General features: G+C 45.1%; 20 protein-coding genes. 18 read left to right on the top strand and 2 right to left on the bottom strand.

The features are described from left to right. Positions 1 to 7 precede the first annotated feature (7 nt). Complete coding sequence (locus tag QQ041_RS11710; RefSeq protein ID WP_060983463.1) at positions 8 to 757, bottom strand: amino acid ABC transporter substrate-binding protein; 750 nt, start codon at positions 755 to 757, stop codon at positions 8 to 10. Positions 758 to 1,067: 310 nt separating this feature from the next. Here QQ041_RS11710 and dnaA point away from each other — a divergent pair, with 310 nt between their 5' ends. From dnaA to QQ041_RS11685, 5 genes are all read left to right on the top strand, one after another. Next, positions 1,068 to 2,489, top strand: a complete 1,422-nt coding sequence (gene dnaA, locus QQ041_RS11705; RefSeq protein ID WP_086712393.1) for a chromosomal replication initiator protein DnaA — start codon at positions 1,068 to 1,070, stop codon at positions 2,487 to 2,489. Between the two features lie 81 nt (positions 2,490 to 2,570). After that, positions 2,571 to 3,671: a DNA polymerase III subunit beta gene (gene dnaN / locus QQ041_RS11700; RefSeq protein ID WP_017058809.1), complete on the top strand. Its 1,101-nt coding sequence runs from the start codon at positions 2,571 to 2,573 to the stop codon at positions 3,669 to 3,671. A 53-nt stretch (positions 3,672 to 3,724) separates the two neighbouring features. Continuing rightward, positions 3,725 to 4,804: a DNA replication/repair protein RecF gene (gene recF, locus QQ041_RS11695; RefSeq protein ID WP_285953990.1), complete on the top strand. Its 1,080-nt coding sequence runs from the start codon at positions 3,725 to 3,727 to the stop codon at positions 4,802 to 4,804. Between the two features lie 17 nt (positions 4,805 to 4,821). Then, positions 4,822 to 7,239 carry a DNA topoisomerase (ATP-hydrolyzing) subunit B gene (gene gyrB, locus QQ041_RS11690; protein ID WP_057622113.1) on the top strand — a complete coding sequence of 806 codons (2,418 nt, stop codon included), beginning with the start codon at positions 4,822 to 4,824 and terminating at the stop codon, positions 7,237 to 7,239. Between the two features lie 503 nt (positions 7,240 to 7,742). After that, positions 7,743 to 8,177, top strand: a complete 435-nt coding sequence (locus QQ041_RS11685) for an Hsp20 family protein (RefSeq protein WP_017080845.1) — start codon at positions 7,743 to 7,745, stop codon at positions 8,175 to 8,177. A 128-nt stretch (positions 8,178 to 8,305) separates the two neighbouring features. On the opposite strand, the gene QQ041_RS11680 is transcribed toward QQ041_RS11685, so the two are convergent. Beyond that, the gene (locus tag QQ041_RS11680; protein WP_285953989.1) at positions 8,306 to 9,559 is read right to left on the bottom strand and encodes a valine--pyruvate transaminase; all 1,254 of its coding nucleotides are present in this window, start codon (positions 9,557 to 9,559) and stop codon (positions 8,306 to 8,308) included. A 323-nt stretch (positions 9,560 to 9,882) separates the two neighbouring features. Here QQ041_RS11680 and QQ041_RS11675 point away from each other — a divergent pair, with 323 nt between their 5' ends. From QQ041_RS11675 to QQ041_RS11615, 13 genes are read left to right on the top strand one after another with little or no spacing between them, the layout of a single operon-like run. After that, entirely contained in the window at positions 9,883 to 10,119 is a 237-nt protein-coding gene (locus QQ041_RS11675; RefSeq protein ID WP_048662701.1) for a Flp family type IVb pilin, read from the top strand. After that, the gene (locus tag QQ041_RS11670) at positions 10,119 to 10,553 is read left to right on the top strand and encodes a prepilin peptidase (protein WP_080967309.1); all 435 of its coding nucleotides are present in this window, start codon (positions 10,119 to 10,121) and stop codon (positions 10,551 to 10,553) included. The genes QQ041_RS11675 and QQ041_RS11670 overlap by 1 nt, the downstream gene beginning before the upstream one ends. Positions 10,554 to 10,561: 8 nt before the next feature. Continuing rightward, positions 10,562 to 11,350: an RcpC/CpaB family pilus assembly protein gene (locus QQ041_RS11665; RefSeq protein WP_048662703.1), complete on the top strand. Its 789-nt coding sequence runs from the start codon at positions 10,562 to 10,564 to the stop codon at positions 11,348 to 11,350. 8 nt (positions 11,351 to 11,358) lie between these two features. Beyond that, positions 11,359 to 12,684: a pilus assembly protein N-terminal domain-containing protein gene (locus tag QQ041_RS11660; RefSeq protein WP_230682705.1), complete on the top strand. Its 1,326-nt coding sequence runs from the start codon at positions 11,359 to 11,361 to the stop codon at positions 12,682 to 12,684. Then, entirely contained in the window at positions 12,681 to 13,154 is a 474-nt protein-coding gene (locus QQ041_RS11655; protein ID WP_143691556.1) for a hypothetical protein, read from the top strand. Before QQ041_RS11660 ends, QQ041_RS11655 begins: the two co-directional genes overlap by 4 nt. A 44-nt stretch (positions 13,155 to 13,198) precedes the next feature. After that, entirely contained in the window at positions 13,199 to 14,422 is a 1,224-nt protein-coding gene (locus QQ041_RS11650) for an ATPase (protein ID WP_048657804.1), read from the top strand. Between the two features lie 5 nt (positions 14,423 to 14,427). Continuing rightward, positions 14,428 to 15,711, top strand: a complete 1,284-nt coding sequence (locus tag QQ041_RS11645; protein ID WP_048657803.1) for a CpaF family protein — start codon at positions 14,428 to 14,430, stop codon at positions 15,709 to 15,711. 4 nt (positions 15,712 to 15,715) lie between these two features. Beyond that, the gene (locus QQ041_RS11640; RefSeq protein ID WP_228761237.1) at positions 15,716 to 16,630 is read left to right on the top strand and encodes a type II secretion system F family protein; all 915 of its coding nucleotides are present in this window, start codon (positions 15,716 to 15,718) and stop codon (positions 16,628 to 16,630) included. Then, entirely contained in the window at positions 16,630 to 17,547 is a 918-nt protein-coding gene (locus QQ041_RS11635) for a type II secretion system F family protein (protein WP_285953988.1), read from the top strand. Before QQ041_RS11640 ends, QQ041_RS11635 begins: the two co-directional genes overlap by 1 nt. Then, entirely contained in the window at positions 17,540 to 18,304 is a 765-nt protein-coding gene (locus QQ041_RS11630; RefSeq protein ID WP_285953987.1) for a lipopolysaccharide assembly protein LapB, read from the top strand. The genes QQ041_RS11635 and QQ041_RS11630 overlap by 8 nt, the downstream gene beginning before the upstream one ends. Next, positions 18,294 to 18,779 (top strand): TadE/TadG family type IV pilus assembly protein, encoded by a 486-nt coding sequence (locus QQ041_RS11625; protein ID WP_048657799.1) that lies wholly within the window; start codon positions 18,294 to 18,296, stop codon positions 18,777 to 18,779. The genes QQ041_RS11630 and QQ041_RS11625 overlap by 11 nt, the downstream gene beginning before the upstream one ends. Further along, the gene (gene tadF, locus QQ041_RS11620; RefSeq protein ID WP_048657798.1) at positions 18,754 to 19,314 is read left to right on the top strand and encodes a tight adherence pilus pseudopilin TadF; all 561 of its coding nucleotides are present in this window, start codon (positions 18,754 to 18,756) and stop codon (positions 19,312 to 19,314) included. Before QQ041_RS11625 ends, tadF begins: the two co-directional genes overlap by 26 nt. A 2-nt stretch (positions 19,315 to 19,316) precedes the next feature. Next, complete coding sequence (locus QQ041_RS11615; protein ID WP_285953986.1) at positions 19,317 to 20,624, top strand: pilus assembly protein TadG-related protein; 1,308 nt, start codon at positions 19,317 to 19,319, stop codon at positions 20,622 to 20,624. Positions 20,625 to 20,665 lie beyond the last annotated feature (41 nt).

Raw genomic sequence — 20,665 nt, 5'->3', positions numbered from 1 at the left:
TGAGTGATTACTTCTGAGTAATGTCTGCACCAAACCATTTCTGAGAGATACTTTCTAGCGTACCATCTGCGCGCATTGCTGCTAATGCTTCGTTTACTTCGGCTTGCAGTTTTTTGCCGTTATCGTTGTCCACGAAAGGCCAAGCGTTTTCAATGGTTTCGAATGGCTGTCCTGCTAGTTGTAATGGTAGACCAGTCTTCTTGATAAGCTCTAGTGCTGATAAGCGATCCATTACGAATGCATCGGCACGACCTAGTGCTACATCATGTTCAATACCTGTGTCGTAGGTTTTTACATTGATCTTGCCATCTTTGTCGTAGCTGCGAAGCAGTTGTTCAAAGTTTGAGCCTAGGTTTACTGCAACCGTCTTGCCTTCAAGGTCTTCGATACCCTTAATGCTGTCATTACCTTTACGAACGGTAATTTGTGCGCCGTCTACTACGTATGGGTCTGCGAATAGGTATTTCGCTTTACGTGCATCCGTCATTGTAATTTGGTTTGAAATGGTGTCGATGCGACCCGTTTCAAGAAGACCAAACAGACCAGAGAAGTTAGCTGTTACGTATTCAACTTTGTAGTCGTTACGTTTACCGATCTCATCCCATAAATCCACTTCAAAACCTTGTAGCTGGTCTTGTTTAACGAAAGTAAATGGGAAGTAGCGACCAGACATGCCGACTTTAACTTCAGTCGCAGCTTGAACAGTAGCAGCAGAGAGTGCGATAGCCGCAATTGCAGCCTTAATCCAGTTATTCATTTGGTAACTCCTTATATTTATGGGATTGGATGTTACTGGGAAAATGCTTAATAGAATAAATAACCAGATGTTATTAACCATAACCAGATTGAATTCCCGATTTGGGGATAACTAGTAAGGATCCGGGCATAAGTGGATCATTGTGTGAGTAAAGTAGGGGCAAGATGTGTGGATCCACCGATAAATTACAAATTTATTGTGAATAACTTGGATCTTATTCACTGGATCTGTGATCAATTGCTGGTGATCTGACTTATCAACAGGTAAAATTAGCAGTCATTTCATATTACTTAAATAGAGTGAGGGCACCGTGTCATCTTCGCTTTGGTTGCAGTGTTTGCAACAGCTTCAAGAAGAGTTACCAGCTACAGAATTCAGTATGTGGGTTCGTCCGTTACAAGCGGAACTCAATGACAATACTCTGACTCTATTTGCCCCGAACCGTTTCGTACTCGATTGGGTTCGTGATAAGTATCTAAATAGCATTAACCGCTTACTGCAAGAATATTGCGGTAACGATATCCCACATCTTCATTTTGAAGTGGGAAGCAAGCGTGTGATTGCACCAAAGCCTGCGACACCGGCCCCGACTCGCACTCGCACTGCAGCCGACGTGGCCGCTGAGTCTTCGGCACCTGCGCAATTACAAGCTCGCAAGCCTGTCCATAATAACTGGCGTGATGAAGAGCCTGTAGCGGTTGACCTTAACCACCGCTCAAACGTGAACCCAAAACATAAGTTCAACAACTTTGTTGAAGGTAAGTCTAACCAACTAGGTTTGGCTGCGGCACGTCAGGTTTCTGATAATCCAGGAACAGCTTACAACCCGTTGTTCTTATACGGCGGCACTGGTCTAGGTAAAACGCACTTGTTGCATGCGGTGGGTAACGCCATTGTTGATAATAAGCCGAATGCGAAAGTGGTTTACATGCACTCAGAGCGTTTTGTTCAGGATATGGTAAAGGCACTGCAAAACAACGCGATCGAAGAATTTAAGCGCTACTACCGTAGTGTTGATGCATTGCTTATCGATGACATCCAATTCTTTGCTAATAAAGAGCGTTCTCAAGAAGAGTTTTTCCATACCTTTAATGCGTTGCTTGAAGGCAACCAACAGATCATCCTCACTTCAGACCGTTATCCAAAAGAGATCAATGGGGTAGAAGATCGTCTTAAATCTCGCTTCGGTTGGGGTTTGACGGTAGCGATTGAGCCACCAGAGCTTGAGACTCGTGTTGCGATCTTGATGAAGAAAGCAGAAGACCACCAAATTCACCTTGCGGATGAAGTGGCGTTCTTTATTGCCAAGCGTTTACGCTCTAATGTTCGTGAACTGGAAGGCGCATTGAACCGTGTTATTGCAAATGCAAACTTCACTGGCCGCCCGATCACGATTGATTTTGTGCGTGAAGCACTGCGTGATCTACTTGCACTGCAAGAGAAGCTGGTCACCATTGATAACATTCAGAAGACAGTAGCCGAGTACTATAAAATCAAAGTCGCTGATCTATTGTCTAAACGTCGCTCTCGTTCAGTTGCTCGTCCACGTCAATTGGCGATGGCATTGGCTAAAGAGCTAACAAACCACAGTTTGCCTGAGATTGGCGATGCATTCGGTGGCCGTGACCACACGACTGTGCTGCACGCTTGTCGTAAGATTGCTCAGCTGCGTGAAGAGAGCCACGACATTAAAGAAGATTATTCGAACTTGATTCGTACCCTTTCTTCTTAATACACAGTATTCTTAACCTTAATAAGCAGAATCTTGGCCACGTACTATTACGCAGTGCCATTTAGACCGTAAGAGCAAGATATGAAATTTACCATTGAACGTAGTCACCTGATAAAGCCATTACAACAAGTATCTGGCGCACTCGGTGGCAGGCCAACGCTTCCAATTCTAGGAAACCTACTGATTAAAGTAGAAGATAACGTGTTGTCGATGACAGCGACGGATCTAGAAGTTGAATTGATCAGCCGTGTAACGCTTGAAGGTGATTTCGAAGCGGGCAGCATTACCGTACCTTCACGTAAGTTTCTGGATATCTGTCGTGGATTGCCAGATAACTCAGTGATTACTGTGGTATTGGATGGTGACCGCATTCAGGTTCGCTCTGGTCGTAGCCGCTTCTCATTAGCAACATTACCTGCGGCAGATTTTCCAAATATTGAAGACTGGAGCAGCGAAGTTGAAGTGTCAGTGACACAAGCTGAACTTCGCGGTCTTATCGAGAAAACACAATTCTCAATGGCGAACCAAGATGTTCGTTACTACCTCAACGGTATGTTGTTTGAGATTGAAGGTTCTATCTTGCGCAGCGTGGCGACCGATGGCCACCGTATGGCAGTATCTCAAGCACAGCTAGGGGCAGATTTTGCTCAGAAGCAGATCATTGTTCCTCGTAAAGGTGTTCAAGAGCTAGTGAAGTTATTGGATGCACCTGAACAACCAGTAACGCTGCAAATTGGTAACTCTAACGTGCGTGCTGAAGTGAACAACTATGTCTTCACTTCTAAGCTGGTTGATGGTCGTTTCCCTGATTATCGCCGCGTAATGCCGCAAAATACCACCAAGACGCTTGAAGCGGGTTGTGATGAATTACGTTCAGCATTTTCTCGTGCTGCGATTCTATCCAATGAAAAATTCCGTGGTGTTCGCGTTAACCTTGCTGATAGTGAGATGCGTATTACAGCGAACAACCCAGAGCAAGAAGAAGCAGAAGAAGTACTCGATGTTAACTTCGACGGCGACGCACTAGAGATTGGCTTCAACGTAAGTTACGTATTGGATGTTCTGAACACACTGCGTTGTGAACAGGTTCGCATCTCAATGTCAGACGCAAATGCGAGTGCTCTTATCGAAAACGCACAAGATGACAGCGCGATGTACGTTGTTATGCCTATTCGCTTATAAGCTGCCAAATGTTGACCTATCGAGTCGTGATTGAAGATTAATATGAAGACGTTATGCCTTTATCGCGCTTAATCGTTAAGCAGTTTAGAAATATTGAAGCCTGTGACATTCAACCGTCATCAGGCTTTAACTTTCTTATAGGGGCTAACGGAAGCGGCAAAACCAGTGTCCTTGAAGCGGTGTATCTGCTCGGACACGGTCGCTCATTCAAGAGTTCACTCACCGGTCGTATTATACAAAATGAGTGTAGTGAGCTGTTTGTGCATGGCCGTTTTATGACCTCGGATCAATTTGAGCTGCCAATTGGCATTAATAAGCAGCGCGATGGCACGACAGAGGTTAAAATAAGCGGTCAAACTGGGCAAAAGTTGGCTCAGTTAGCTCAAGTCTTACCTTTGCAGTTGATTCACCCCGAAGGGTTTGATTTACTGACAGATGGGCCTAAGCATCGCCGAGCATTCATTGACTGGGGAGTTTTCCACAGTGAGTCGGGCTTCTATGATGCTTGGGGTAGGGTAAAGCGCCTCAATAAGCAGCGAAACGCCTTATTGAAAACGGCAGCGCACTATCGAGAGCTGAGCTATTGGGACCAAGAACTAGCCCGTTTAGCCGAAAGCATCAGTCAGTGGCGTGCCACCTACGTTGATCAGCTCAAAGAAGTCGCCGAAGAAATCTGTGCGACCTTCCTTCCTGAGTTTGAGATAAAGATTAACTATTATCGTGGCTGGGACAAAGACACCCCATACGCTGAGATATTAGAAAAGAATTTTGAAAGGGATCAGCAGCTTGGTTACACCTTTAGTGGGCCAAACAAAGCGGATCTGAAGATAAAAGTGAACGGCACTCCAGTGGAAGATGTCTTGTCACGAGGTCAATTGAAGTTGATGGTGTGCGCGCTACGAGTAGCACAAGGGCAACACCTCACTCAAATGACAGGTAAGCAGTGTATCTATTTAATAGATGACTTCGCTTCCGAATTAGATAGCCAACGCCGCGCACGTCTTGCTGAGTGCTTAAAGGCGACCGAGGCTCAAGTTTTTGTAAGCTCTATTACCGCTGATCAGATTGCAGATATGCATGACGAAAATAGCAGGATGTTTCATGTGGAACATGGCAAAATAGAGCAAGGATAATTAGTCAGAGAGTAACTATGTCAGATAATTACGATTCATCGAGTATTAAAGTACTGAAGGGTCTGGATGCGGTACGTAAGCGTCCTGGAATGTACATTGGCGACACGGATGATGGTACCGGTCTGCACCACATGGTTTTTGAGGTGGTAGATAACTCTATTGATGAAGCGCTAGCTGGTCACTGTAATGACATCATTGTAACTATCCATGAAGATAGTTCTGTGTCTGTGAGCGATGACGGCCGTGGTATTCCAACAGAATTGCACCCAGAAGAAAACGTATCAGCAGCAGAAGTAATCATGACGGTTCTTCACGCTGGTGGTAAGTTCGATGATAACTCGTACAAAGTATCTGGTGGTCTGCACGGTGTTGGTGTTTCAGTAGTTAACGCACTTTCTAAGCAAGTTACTCTTACTATCCACCGTGGTGGTAAAATCCACACTCAAACCTACAGCCACGGTGAGCCTCAAGCGCCACTAGCAGTTATCGGTGACACGGATAAAACAGGTACAGAGATTCGTTTCTGGCCGAGTGAAGAAACCTTCACTAACATCGAGTTCCATTACGACATTTTAGCTAAGCGTCTACGTGAGCTATCATTCTTGAACTCAGGCGTGTCAATTAAGCTAATTGACGAGCGCGAAGAAGACAAAATGGATCACTTCGAATACGAAGGCGGTATCCAAGCGTTTGTTGAACACCTTAATACCAATAAAACGCCAATCATCCAAAAAATCTTCCACTTCAACTCTGAGCGTGAAGACGGTATTACCGTTGAAGTTGCGATGCAGTGGAATGACGGCTATCAAGAAAATATCTACTGTTTCACCAACAACATCCCTCAACGTGATGGTGGTGCTCACTTAGCGGGTTTCCGTGCGGCGCTAACGCGTACTCTGAACAGCTTCATGGACAAGGAAGGCTTCTCTAAGAAAGCGAAGACTGCGACCTCTGGTGATGATGCTCGTGAAGGTTTGACGGCGATTGTTTCTGTTAAAGTGCCTGATCCTAAGTTCTCAAGCCAAACTAAAGATAAACTGGTTTCTTCAGAAGTGAAGTCTGCCGTTGAATCTACAATGGGTGAGAAGTTGTCTGAGTTCCTGATTGAGAACCCAGGTGAAGCGAAAACAGTTTGCTCTAAAATTATTGATGCAGCACGTGCTCGTGATGCAGCGCGTAAAGCTCGTGAAATGACTCGTCGCAAAGGCGCATTAGATTTAGCGGGTCTTCCAGGTAAGCTTGCTGACTGTCAGGAAAAAGACCCTGCACTGTCTGAACTATACATTGTGGAAGGAGACTCTGCTGGCGGTTCAGCTAAGCAGGGGCGTAACCGTAAGAACCAAGCAATCCTACCGCTGAAAGGTAAAATTCTTAACGTAGAGAAAGCACGTTTCGATAAAATGCTGTCTTCTCAAGAAGTAGCAACGCTAATCACAGCCCTTGGTTGTGGTATTGGCCGTGACGAATACAACCCAGATAAACTGCGTTACCACAACATCATCATCATGACCGATGCCGATGTCGATGGTTCTCACATCCGTACTCTGCTATTGACGTTCTTCTACCGTCAAATGCCAGAGCTGATTGAACGCGGCTACATCTACATTGCCCAACCACCACTTTACAAAGTGAAGAAAGGTAAGCAAGAGCAGTACATTAAAGATGAAGATGCGATGAACCAGTATCAAGTATCTTTAGCTTTAGACAATGCAGAACTGCACGTAAACCCTGAAGCGCCAGCATTTGCAGGTGAAGGTTTAGAGAAGCTTGTTCAGCAATACAATGCAGGCATCAAGCTCGTTGATCGTATGAGCCGCCGTTACCCACGCGCATTAGTTCACGAACTGATTTACGTTCCTCGTCTAACTGCTGAGCAGTGTCATGATGACGCGGCAGTTGAAGCTTGGGGTAAGCAGCTTGTTGAGCAGCTAAACGCGAAAGAAGTAGGTGCAAGCCAATACAGCCTTGAAGTTGAAAAACACGAAGAGCTAGGTTTAAGCGTTCCTAAGATTGTGGTTCGTACTCATGGTGTGACTCATGAACACGTACTGAGCATTGACCTGATTAACTCTAAAGAGTTTGCGAAGTTAGCTGATTTGTCTGAAGCTCTTGATGGCTTGATTGAAGAAGGCGCTTACATTAAGCGTGGCGAGCGTACTCAAGAAGTTTCTAGCTTCGTTGAAGCTCTTAACTGGTTAGTGAAAGAGTCTCGTCGTGGTCTAAGTCTACAGCGATACAAAGGTCTAGGTGAGATGAACCCAGATCAACTTTGGGAAACCACCATGGATCCTGAAACTCGCCGTATGATGCAAGTAACGATTGAAGATGCTGTTGGTGCTGATCTGTTGTTTACTACGCTAATGGGTGATCAAGTTGAGCCTCGTCGTAACTTCATCGAAGAGAACGCACTTAAAGTAGCTAACCTAGACGTTTAGTCTCTTTGATACTTCGCTCTTTCGCTTAATTTCTGTGTCAGAGGTGCTCACATACATTCGTATGCTCCGCGCCTCTTCCTTGAACTAAAACGAAATAGCTTCGTCACAAAAAACTCAATATATTATTGAAAAGACTGTCAGAAATGACGGTCTTTTTTGTTTTTAAGTGATTGAAAAATATTGGGTTGGAACAATAATTGAAAATAAACGCTTGAAACTGATTTGCTGAATCCACATATCTAGTTGTGAAGAGGATGACTGTCTTGCTCATAAGAGAAGAAACAGAACCTTCATTACCGCTGACGAAGTATCGCTCAACAGAGGATAACTTTAGCAGCACACAACTTAAAAATTGATTCATTGTCATGTCCCAGTGTTGTCGCCAACAGAGGTGAAACCCGAGGAATGCGAATTGAATCTCTTAGCTGCTTACTTGGTCATACACAGGTTCGATCTAAGTAAAATTCGCAGCTAAGACTATTGCTTACTAAAAGGATAGCATTATGAGAACTGTAGATTTCACTCCACTTTACCGCAACGCAATCGGCTTCGATCGTCTATTCAACATGATGGAAGCGAACACATCGAAGAACACTTCTGGCGGTTACCCTCCATACAACATCGAGCAAAAAGACGAGAACAACTACCGTATCACTATGGCCGTTGCCGGTTTTGCTGATGACCAATTAGACCTGACTCAGAAAGAGAATATGCTAATTGTGAAGGGTGAGCGTAAAGCCGAAGCAGAGAAAACCTTCGTATATCAAGGTATTGCAGAGCGCGATTTTGAGCGCAAATTCCAACTGGCTGACTACGTAAAAGTGGTAGGTGCAAGCATGGAAAATGGTCTTCTTCACATCGACCTAGAACGCGAAATCCCAGAAGCGATGCAACCACGTAAGATTGCTATTAATGGTAATAGCCTACTAGAAGGTTAATTGCTGTTAGCTCCTTAGAGCTAAAAACTATCGGGAAGTAAAAGTGAAAGAGCACCTCATGAGGTGCTCTTTTTGTTTGTCCTTCTAACGTTATTCCATAGAGGGAGGAACGACCGATTAGGAAATCTCTATTTGCTTTCGCTGTAAGCCTTTTTCACTTCTTCAGCAATGATCGCAATACCTTTTTGCATTGCTTCATCGTCTTGTACGTAGTTCATACGTAGGCATTGATGAGCATGATCCCACTCGTCTTCTTGGCCGATAAAGAAGTATTCACCCGGAACAATCAATACACCACGAGCTTTCAATCTGTCGTACAGTTCCATTGTGGTGATTGGTAGTTCATCAAACCATAGCCATAAGAAGATAGCGCCTTCAGGCTTGTGGATACGGAAACGCGGGTCATCAATCGCTTCTTGTAGCAGCTCAACGGCGCGCAAAGACTTCTCTTTATAGAAAGGCTTAATCACTTCGCTGCTTAAGCGTAGTAAGTCACCGTTCTCAATCATGTGGTTGGCGATCGCAGGCCCAACACTGCTTGGCGCTAAGCTGATAATACCATTCATGTTGGTTAGCGCTTGGGTTACTTCTTCGCTCGCAATCACGATACCGCAACGCACACCTGGTAAGCCAAGCTTAGACAGGCTCATGCACAGAATCGTGTTTTCATTCCAGAACGGTTCGACATCTTCAAAGATGATGTTTGGAAATGGTAGGCCGTAAGCGTTATCGATGAGCAGTGGGATGTTGTTCTCACGCGCCAGCTTATCCAGTTTACGTACTTCTTCGTCGGTCAGTACGTTACCGGTTGGGTTGGTTGGGCGAGACGCACAGATAGCAGCTACTGAGTCATCGACTTTTAGCTGTTCGAAATCGACGTGGTATTTGAACTGTCGGTTTTCTAGCAGCTCGATCTCCGGGTGGTAAGAGATAAAGATGTCGTCATCAATGCCTGCATCACCGTAACCGATGTATTCCGGTGCGATTGGTAGCAAGATCTTCTTATGTGAGCCGTCAGGCTGTTGGCCTGCTAGCAGGTTGAATAGATAAAAGAAGCCACTTTGGCTGCCGTTGGTTAGGCTGATGTTCTTTTCGCTGATGTCCCAACCATAGGCCTCTTTTAGCATTGCGGCTAAAGACTTAATAAAGCTGTCTTTGCCCTGCGGACCATCGTAGTTGGCGAGGGCGGCGATGAGTTCTCCACTGGCGAGCATGTCTGCACTGGCTTGGTTAAAGTAATCGAGCATGGCAGGGATAGCGGCTGGGTTGCCACCACCAAGCATGATTGCGCCAGGAGTGCGCAGGCCATCATTCAAATCATCCATTAAACGAGTGATTCCAGAGTAACGATTAAACTTTTCACCAAACTTAGAGAACTGCATTACTTATTTTACCTAATTCATTGTGATTGCTTGTTACGTGTCATTAAGGCAGACCTTATGTCTGCCATCAGTGTATTCCTTGAACATACCGCAATGTTTTTGCGACGCATAGCGCCAAATGCTCTAACACGTAAAAAACTTTTCTTGTTACTTAGGCTAAATATCACGATTTAACACCCTCAAACTGAACCCAAACTGAATAGAACGACAGTAAACGCCAGAACAACGTGAAGTTGGTCACTCTTTTATTGCTCAAAAATAGCGCAATGAATATTCTCTCTCCCGAAGACAAAACAACCTATTTATCTTTTTTGGAGAAAGTAATGATTACTCAATTATTTGTTAAAGCTCAATTGTTTACTGCGGCATTTAAAAACGACCAACGTGGTGTTACTGCGATTGAATACGCAATTCTTGGTGTGTGCATGTCTGCAATCGTGCTTGCTGTATTTGGTGACGGTTTAACAGCAGCTCTGAACGATGCTGTTGCTGCTATTTCTCAAAACATTACAGATGCAAATACAGTTGAACTTTCTACTGCTGGCTCTGAAGGCTTTTAGTGGAAAACTTATGGTGGCTAATTATTTTAGCCGCCATGGCAATCTACGCCTGTTACACGGATTGTCGATACCGAGAGATCAGCAACCGTTTGGCGTTGTGCATGGCGTTATGGACCTTATCGCGACTGGAGTTTCACAGTGAGGCTCAACACCTAATACATCCGATTGCCGTGCTACTTGCTGGTGGTGTGTTATTTCAGATGAATATACTCGCGGCAGGCGACAGCAAACTATTCGCGGTACTGAGCTTAGCGATCGACTCTAAGTTTATAGCCGTTACGCTGCTACTTATTGGCTTTTTAGGTGGTGTATTAGCGATTAGTCAGTGGTGGTTAGGACGAATGACTGCCGATATTCGGTGGACACAGCGTGGCGTCCCCTATGCAGTACCAATCTGTTTGGCAAGCTTATTAGCTATAGCTGCATCATTATAGGTTAAACAATGAATTCAAAAATCATTCTTGGTCTAGCAGTTGTTGCTATATCTATTGGGCTTTATGGCGTGACACAAACGCCTTCTACGAAAGAATTTCCTACGCAGTCAGTCAATCAAGTGGAACCGAAGATACTTGCTTGGCAGTTGAAGCGGAACGTCGTGCAAGGTGACAAGCTTGCACGTCGCGACTTTGAAGCAGTGTACCTGACGCGCCAGCAAGCTGGTTCACATGGCTTAACTGAAGATACTCGCTTTAATTGGCAGCAAAGCTTGTTTGCCAAACAGGCCTTGCAACAAGGTGGCATTGTTACTCCTGAGTTATTGACCTCCCCAGGTCAAGCCGATTACTTGAATACAGTGATTGAGCCAGGGTTTGTGCCTTTTAACGTGACGGTTCCGGGAGAGGATGTCGTTGGTGGCACGATCAGTGTTGGAGACTTGGTCGATATTTCAGTGTTGTCGGCACCTAAGCAAAACTTGGCCAATGATAAGAGAGTCGATGACATTCAACACCTGACTATGACTCCGCTGCTCGCTCTGGTTCCTGTTTTGGATATGGTCAGTCGACAGCGTTCGGTGAGTACTTTAAGCAGTGAAAAAGTGACCGAGGTGACCTTGGTACTACAAGTTACCAATAGACAGGTTGCTCAATTAACGATAGCCAAGCGCATTGCTGAGATTGAAGTGCATAAATCAATTGGTGAAGAGTTTTCGGACGACCTGGAAGCAGATTCAAGTGATGTGATCAGTTTGTCTGGTCAACGTGACGAGATACGCGAATATCGGTTTAAGTAGGGCGAATCATGATGACAAAACGAATATTAGCCTTTGCTGGGCTTTGGTTGCTATCGCCTCTAGTAGTCGCGGCTAGCTTAATCAACCTTGCTGAGGGGCAGGCTACAACCGTGAAGGTTACTGGTGATGTGGCTTCAGTCTTCATTTCTGACCAAAAGGTCGCGGACTATCAGGTGATAGATGAACACAAAATTGTGGTGTTTGGCCGTCATCTAGGAACTACGACTTTCATCGCTTTTGATCAACAAGGCAATGAACTGGTGAATCAGCAACTGGTTGTGAATCGCAGCTATACCGATATCGAGCAGCAGATAAAAATTCAGTATCCACAAGCCAAAGTGACTGTTTATGGCATTGGTGAAAACATCATCTTGAGTGGCCCTGTATCTTCCGAACTAGAGAAAGACAATATTTACCAGATGGTCGGTGAATTATTGGGAAAGGAAGAGGTTGAACAAAACTTCTCTTCTGAAAATGAAGCGCCAGTTGATGACTTAAGCATTGAGTTTATGACCAAGCGTCGCTATCGAGGGGTGGTGAATAACATTGAAGTGAACGCTACCAAGCAGGTCAATGTAAAGCTGACTATTGCTGAAGTATCTCACTCTTTTATCCAAGACTTCGGCATCAAAGTGGGCACTGCAGGTAATGCAGGAATGTTTGTTGATCAGCTTACCCATTTTAGTGCTAGCGATATTGTCTCTGTGATTTCTGCGGTGGGATCGGATCAGGTTGGTCAGATTCTAGCGGAGCCTAATCTATCGGTGATCTCTGGTGAGAAAGCGAGCTTTCTTGTCGGTGGAGAGTTACCGGTCGTGACCAGTAATGATGGTGGCACCAATGTGGACTATAAAGAGTTTGGTGTTCGATTGGAGTTGATGGCGAAGGTGCTAAGAGACGACAAAATTAAGCTAGCACTGACCCCTGAGGTGAGCTCTTTAGATGCTCAATACAGTAACGAACTCTACGATTTACCGGCTCTAAAGACTCGACGCGCACAAACGACGGTTGAGCTGGGGGATGGGCAAAGTTTTGTACTGGGTGGTTTGCTGAATAGTGAAGAGCGCGAATCGCTGACTCGAATCCCGTTTATTGGCGACATCCCAATTCTTGGTGCGTTATTCCGACACACAGGAACGGAACGTAATAAGACCGAGCTCGTAATAGTGGCGACGGTCAACTTAGTTCAACCCGTTAAAGCGAATCAGATCCAACTGCCGATAATGGAAAAAACGGGTACTTTGAAGCGCTTCTTAGCGCTAGACAGTGAATATGACAAAGCCGAACAGCGTTGGGCGAGCGAAATTTTATCTGCCGGAGGCTTTAAACAGTGAAACGTTATTTACTAGGAATGTTATGTGCCTTTGGCATCACCGGATGCGCTGACCATGTCGTTGAACCTGAAGGTACCTCTATCGAAGTGGTGCCGATTCACTATCAATTTAATGCACAGAGTCAGGATCACACTGTAGTTGAGCAGCGCTTTGAAGCCTTTATTCAGCGTTATCAATTAGAGGGCAGTACTGCTCAGTGGCAAATTATCGTGAATGGCTCATCACCTCAGCCGCTAGTGTCAGTGCTGGATGAGGTACTTGCCAATAACCATATTGCTCAGTCGCAGGTGGAGCATCAAGTTAACAACACATCAAATCGTTTTAGCGTGTCTGTGATTGCAACGGATATGCAGGTTCGTCTAGAGGTCTGTCAGCAACAAAAGGTCGGGCATTATGGGTATAGCAAACTTGGTTGCTATACCGACGGTAACCGCTGGCAATCAATGGTTAACCCTGAAAAGTCACTGTAACTCCGTTTACTACAGCTCCTTCAACAAGTTTTAGGTTTACGAATATGTTTAATTTAGTCGATAAGTTGAGTGCTAAGGATGAGCAAACTCCTCAAGTAGATAACCATTGTGCCGTGCTGTTTCAGAGTGAAGATTGCCGAGCTCATTTATACAAAGCCTTTCGTTTTGAAGGCCTGCCTGAGCCTGTCGCTTTTGAAAACCAACCGGCAAGTGCTTTAAAGCTGGCTGAATTCGTGAATTTAAAAGTGGTGATGATTGATCTCAACGATAGCGACAATGTGGTTCGAGATGCTCAGCAGATCGCCTTACAACTTCCGACACACTTGTCGGTTGTGGTTATTGGTAGTGAAGATGCGATCACGACTATTCGTGCTTTAAAGGACTTAGGTTTCTACTATCTATTTTGGCCTGCCAGCGAAGTCGAGGTGACCGATTTTTACCGAAGTGTTTTGCACAATCATATGCAGCGTCAAGGTGTGGCTCGAAACCGTAAGGCTAAGCAAATTGCTTTTGTTGGGGTGAAAGGCGGAGTGGGCACCTCATTGATTGCGAGTGAAGTTTCTCGTTGTTTAGCCAAGCAGCACTCACTACCAACTTTGTTGGTTGACCACACCTATACCGGCAGCAACCTAGACGTAATGCTCGGTTTGAAAAAATTCCAAAAGCGTAACGTACAAAAAGGGACGTTAGTTTCTGCGGTTGATACGGCTTTGGCTTCGAATTTGGTGCAGAGCTTAGAGAACAATCTTTCTATTTTGGCGGTCGAGTCCCAAGACTTCAGTCGTGGCGAATTGCATGAATACACTCAAGCACTGACTAAGCAAGTAGAGCAGAACAGTTCATTCATCATTGAAGACTATTCGCACAGTGCGCTGACCCAACAAGAGTTGTCTCGAGCACTGGCTGATGTTGATTCATTAGTTTTGGTATTTGATGCTACCGTTTCATCGTTGAGAGAGCTCAATCGAATTGTTGGCAGTGTACAAGCTGAATTGCCAACAATGACCATAGTGACGGTAATGAATCACACTCGTCCGAGTAATGCCGCCTCGGTATCAAAAGCCGATGTTGAGAAGCACTTTGGACAAGCCGCTAATTGCCACGTTGAGTTCGATCACAAGGCCAATCAATACCTTCTTCAGGGCGAATTGATCACTGAAACTCGATCTGAGATGCAATTGGGTTTAACGCAGTTGGTGGCGATACTTCTTGGTGAGCAAGTCGTCCAGAAAAGCAAAACGTCATGGCTCTCTTGGCTTAAGAGGTAGTTCGCATGCAACAGTCAAAACAAGTCTATCTTCAACTTCGTCAGCAAATATTTGAAGCTTTGGACGCGAGTGCAATTGAGTCTTTATCCACTCAAGAGTTAGAGAAGCAGCTGAGCCACGCCATTGAGGTGTTGGTTAATCGTGAACAGCTTCCTGTTTCAACATTGGCTAAGCAAGAGTATGTCACCAGTTTAATCAATGAGCTCGTTGGTTTAGGGCCACTTCAAGTGCTGATGGATGACGACAGCATCAGCGATATTATGATCAATGGCCATCAACAGGTCTTTATTGAACGCAATGGTTTGGTAGAGCGTGCACAGGTGCAGTTTATTGATGAACAACAGTTAATCGAGATTGCTAAGCGCATTGCAAGTCGAGTAGGGCGTCGTATTGATGAGTCTTCACCAACATGTGATGCCCGCTTGGAAGATGGCAGTCGCGTTAATATCGTGATCGCGCCGATTGCTCTTGATGGAACCTTGATTTCTATTCGTAAGTTTCGCCATCAAGCGATTAACTTGGACAAGTTAACGGAGCTAGGAGCGCTTAGTGAAGAGATGGCGCAACTATTGGCATTGGCTGCTCGTTGTCGCTTGAATATCTTAATCTCTGGCGGTACGGGTTCTGGTAAAACAACCTTGCTCAATGCGTTGTCACAGCACGTCTCTGAGGTTGAGCGAATTGTCACGATTGAAGATACCGCAGAACTAAGATTACAGCAGCCTCATGTTGCTCGAATGGAAACTCGACTTGCAGGAACCGAAGGCACTGGTGCCATCACTTCTCGAGATTTGGTGATTAACTCACTGCGTATGCGTCCTGATCGCATCATTGTTGGTGAGTGCCGTGGCCCGGAAGCTTTTGAGATGCTGCAAGCGATGAATACGGGACACGATGGTTCGATGTCGACATTGCATGCCAATAGTCCTCGAGACGCAATATCACGTGTTGAGGCGATGGTAATGATGGCGACCAACAATTTGCCTATCGATGCGATTCGTCGCTCTGTGGTGAGTGCAGTCGATATCATCGTGCAAGTTACTCGATTGCATGATGGCTCAAGAAAAATTATCAGTATCTCCGAAGTTGTAGGCCTTGAGGGAGAGAGCGTGGTGCTTGAAGAACTATTTACCTTCCAAATCGAGGGTGCGTTGAGTGATGGAAAGTTGTCGGGACGCTATGTCACTTCAGGGGTAATGAGCCGCTCGGTACTCTTTAAAAAAGCGCACTTTTTTGGGTGTGAACAACAACTACAGCAGTTGATTCATGCGATCGAATTAGTGGGGTAGCAGTGTGTATTGGCTATTAATGTTTTGGGGCGTTGTCCTGCTGCTGGTTGTGATTTTTTCTAATAAGAGTCACTCAATTGATGATTATTTTCCATCAAATGATAAGACAAAAACAGCGTCAACAGCCCCTCGCCAAGCGATTCAACTTAGTCAGATATCCAATGGCTTAGGTTGGTCTTCGATAGCAAGCCTTTTTCATCAAGTTAAGCGACAGTTGGGCTCTTTTGCTGGTGTAAAGGTGGTTTTACTTAGTGGTTGTGTGAGTGTTTTAGCTGGTGCAGTGAACCGCTACCTATTCGGTTTCCCAGCTTGGCTAGTCCTTGGTAGCGCATTGGTTGTAACTTGGGTATGGGGCTTCTTGTGGTTAAAACAGCGTGACCGTAAGCAATTTGAAGAGAGCTTTCCTGATGCATTGAACATGTTGGCTAGCTCTCTATCTGCCGGAGAGAGTATTGGTCGAGGAATTGGTTTTGTCGGCAACAAGCTTCCTGGTGAGGTTGGCAAAGAGTTTAAAAGAATGGCAGAACGCTTGAAGCTAGGTGAGCCGCTGGACGATGTTTTTCGTAAGTCTTGCCAGCGATTTCCTTATCCGTCATTTCATTTCTTTGTGATTACCCTACGTGCCAACATGCAGCGTGGTGGGCAATTGAAAGAGGTCATGTCGCGTCTGAACCGTCAGATGTTCGAAGCTAGAGCGATGGAAAGAAAGAAGTTTGCGATGACTTCAGAGGCGCGTATTTCAGCAAAGATAGTCAGTGCAACGCCGTTTGTCTTTATCTCAATGCTGCCAATACTGAGCCCTGAGAATTTTGATTTCTTGATGTTTACCGACGAAGGTCGCCCGGTTCTATATTACCTGTTGATCAGCGAAAGTATTGGTTTAGCGATCATTTGGATGTTGATGAAGAGGGTGAGGTAATGGCCAATATTATTTCGATTTTAATCAAGCCTCAGTTGCAGTCATTGTTGATTTGGACTTGCCTGTCATTTGGTGTGTTGTTGCTCTGTTATTGGTTAATCACGCAGTACATCGCGCAGCAAAAGCTGGCTAGTATCGCTAGCCAGTTTAAATCGATGACTCAACAACGCAGTCAACGACAGTTACAAATCGATAGCCTCTTATGTCCGCTGACACAATTGGTTAATGCGTCCGACCAACAGATGCAGCAGCGCTTTATTGGTGCGGGTATTTATCAAACACGCTATAGCTCCATGTATATGCCACTCAAATATCTGGTTCTTGCGATAGGTGAAGTGGTGGTCATTGGTGTGTGCTGGTGGTCCGGTGTCGCTATTAATCAGGCTGTCGCTCTGATATGTGGTTGGGCAATGGTTTCTATTGCGCTGCCCGATATGGTACTCGCTCAGCGAACTAAGTGGCGACATCAAAAATTAGTGGGTCAGTTGCCTTACTTGATCGACCTAACGGCGATCTGTGTGCAAAGCGGGATGACGATTGAAGCTTCACTGAAGTATTTAGCACAAGAGATGCAAGGCTTTGATCGTGACTTGGCTTATCTACTGAATAAAACCAATCATCGCGCTCGAGTTGTTGGGATGGAAGAGGCGCTTGAAGAGCTTTATCAACAGGTGCCAAGCAGTGAAATGCGTAGCTTTGTGATGACGTTGACTCAAAGCATTCAACACGGCTCGTCGATTTATCGCATGTTAACTGTATTGGCGAGTGATGTGCGTCAAGTACAAATGCTCGAACTGGAAGAAAAGATAGGGAAGTTAGCCGCCAAGATGTCGATACCATTGATTGTCTTCATCTTGATTCCGATCGTATTCGTTATCGCCGCTCCTGGGGTGATGAGGTTAATGCAAAGTGTTTAAACAATTTCTGATATGTATGCTGCCATTGTGGTTAATGGCATGTAGTTCAACTGCTAATATCTGGCAGCAAGAAGAATCGAAGGAAGCGATTTACCAACAAACCAATAATCACACAAAACTGGTTGCTCTGTATAAAGTTCAGCTCCAACGTGAAGATATCGCCGAAATTAGGCAAAAACTGGCGAGTAGCTATTTAAAATTGGCCGATGCAGAATCCGCTCTTTTTTACATAACTCCTGTTATAGAGAGTGAGAAAGCCTCACTTGAAGCTTACCAAATCCAAGCGCAGGCATACGGTGATATGGGCCAATATCCAGCAGCAATCGCTGCAGCGAAACTGGCATTGGAGTTAGATCCGAGTAATAGCCGCACTGAGAATTTACTCGGCACCTACTATGGTTACAGCTTTCAAACGATGCTAGCGAGACGCTACTTTGAACGCGCTCGTGATCACTTCTATGACGGTGTCACAGTAAACAATAACCTTGCTGTACTGGACATCGCTGAAGGTGATTATCTTACTGCGGCCAAGCGTTTAATGCCGTTGTATAAGAGTCACCAAGCGGATGAAATGGTTATGGCAAATCTGACGCTTAGCATGGCTAAACAAGGCCATTATGCGTTTGTACAACAGGTCTTAAGTGATACCTACAGTCAGCACCAAATAGAAAAGATCTATCGTTCACTGCAGAAGTTCGAACCTATGAGTGCTGATAGCCGCTTAGATACGCTGTCGAGCATTCAATATGAAAAATAAGCAGCGTGGTGTCGCTAGCATAGAGTTTGTTATGGGCTTCTTTGCCTTCTGGCTGATGTGTATGGCGTGGGTGGAGATGAGCTATATGTCTTACATTTCATCTATTAACGATCTTGCTATATCGGAAGTTGCCCGTGAAGCCAAGAAAGGCTCACACGATTATTTGGCTACGGTAGAGCAAGTTTTACATAGAGACGGCAGCATGTGGAATAGTGTGATTGATGGTGATGATTTTCAGGTAACCATGCACTATCTCACATCGGTGGATGAGTTGGTGAAAGTCACCAATCAGTGCCAGATAGCACCGGGTGAGTCCTATAAAGAGTGTGGTGATGAGCAGAACTCGTCGTTGGCTATTTATCGACTCACCTATCCATTCACCCCAATTTTTAGTTACTTCTTAGGTCTAGACGGATTACTAAGCCGAGAAATGGTCGTGGTTCAAGAGTATGAAAGATCTAAGTTTGAAGTCTAACTCGCGAAAGTGTCAGCAAGGCATATTCAGTATCGAGTTTGCCATTGTAGGGTTCTTTTTTAGTTTGCTGTTGGTATTCAGTGGTGACGTGATCATCAAGCTTTCCGTTAAAGGTAAGTTGGATCGTTTGTCCTATTCGCTGGTGAATGTTGTCAAAGAACGCACGCAGCTTTATGACTCTAGTGTGCTCTTAACCTCTAAGCAGGTTGATGAAATAGACACGATAGCTCGTCACTCCTTACAACGTACCTTTGGTAATTATGACGCTTCGCGTTATGGCTTGTTGGTTGAAGAGCAAAGCTTTACTGGGATTGGCCAAGCTTCACCGAGCATTCGGGAACGTCGTGGAGATCTAAGCTGCAGTGTTGCCAAGCCCATTAGTGAATTACAGCATCTGTCTGTGGTGAGTGTTTGGGGGCACCAGATGCCTCTTTATCGTGTAACGCTCTGCTATCGAACTAATAACTGGTTTGGTGAACTGGTTGGTACTGACTTTACCGACGTGATGTCAGATTCTGTCGTGATTGGGAGGTAAACATGAGTCTATCTTTGGCTAAACAGTCTGGCCATGCTGCGATCTTGTTCGCGATATGTATCCCCGTGTTATTTGGTGTGTTTATGTTGGGCTCTGATGGGGCACGTGCTTTACAGACAAAAGCGAGATTAGAAGAAGCAGCAGAAGCGGCAGTATTGGCGGTATCTGCAGAAGACAGTGAAAACCACTCGTTGGCTCAGTCTTATATCGATCACTACCTCTACGATATGGATACCTTGCTTGATGTTGAGGTCAATAAGCTCTCGTGCGATCAAATTGCAGATTGTACCCAGCAGGCTAAACAAGGTGGAGCTCGCTATTTTGAATACCGAGTTGCCGGTCGAACGCAGCACCAATCGTGGTTTCCGGGGCAAGGTGTGAGCGTGGGATTTGGTGACACCTTTGATGTGACTGGTTCTTCAAAGGCTCGAAAGTTTCAAAGCAAGATTGTTGATATCACCTTTGTCGTCGATTTCTCTGCATCAATGAACGATGACTGGAGTGGCGGTAAAAAAAGTAAGATTGAAGACCTCAAAGACACGCTAGAACTGGTGACTGATGAACTAGGAAAATTTAATGCGGTGACGCCAGGTATAAAGCACCGAGTTTCTCTCACAGGTTATAACCGACGTACCGTGAACGCTAATACTGCTGGCAAACTGGTATTTCGAGATCAACGCATCGTTACCAAAATGGGTGAGTATGACAAAGATGATGTTGTGAACTTTAACAAGACCATTGAGCAACAATTTAAGGTGAAGGGTGCTGCCAAACGAATCCCCAATGGTGATGGTGACGCGGTGTTTACCGATATTTTCTATACCGAGGATTTTGATGGATTTATGAAAAAAGTCAGAACCTTCAAGGCGTCTGGTGGTACTGCCTCACTACAAGGAATCATTCGCGCAGGGCAGATTGTGACGTCATTGGCCAAGAATCCGAACCAACTGATTATCATCTTGTCGGATGGTGAGGATTGGAATCACTACGCAGGACAAACGAACAAGCTCGTGAACAAGGGTATGTGTACCAACATTAAGAATATGATAAATGGCGGCAAGGTCTCAGCAGATAATCTTAATGATGATGTCGCTGTTGTTGATGGAGTGAGCCCGGGTAAGTTTACGAGTTGGGGCGAGGCGATGAATGCGCGCATGTCGGTGATCGGCTTTGATTATGATTTGCATGCCAACACAGGACTACTTAATTGCGTTGGTAAAGACAACGTTTTTAAGGCTGAAAATAAGCAAGATATCTTGAATAAGATCTTAGCCCTGATAACTGAAGAAGTAGGTCACTTGGCGCAGTAATGTTGTGTCTGGTCGATCAGATAGTTGATGAATATCCAGAG

It is taken from the genome of Vibrio sp. TMPB1044 (assembly GCF_030442075.1).
Taxonomy (GTDB): Bacteria; Pseudomonadota; Gammaproteobacteria; order Enterobacterales; family Vibrionaceae; genus Vibrio; species Vibrio satsumensis.
The sequence above is the reverse complement of the archived record's forward strand: the minus strand, read 5'-3'. Positions and strand labels throughout refer to the sequence as shown.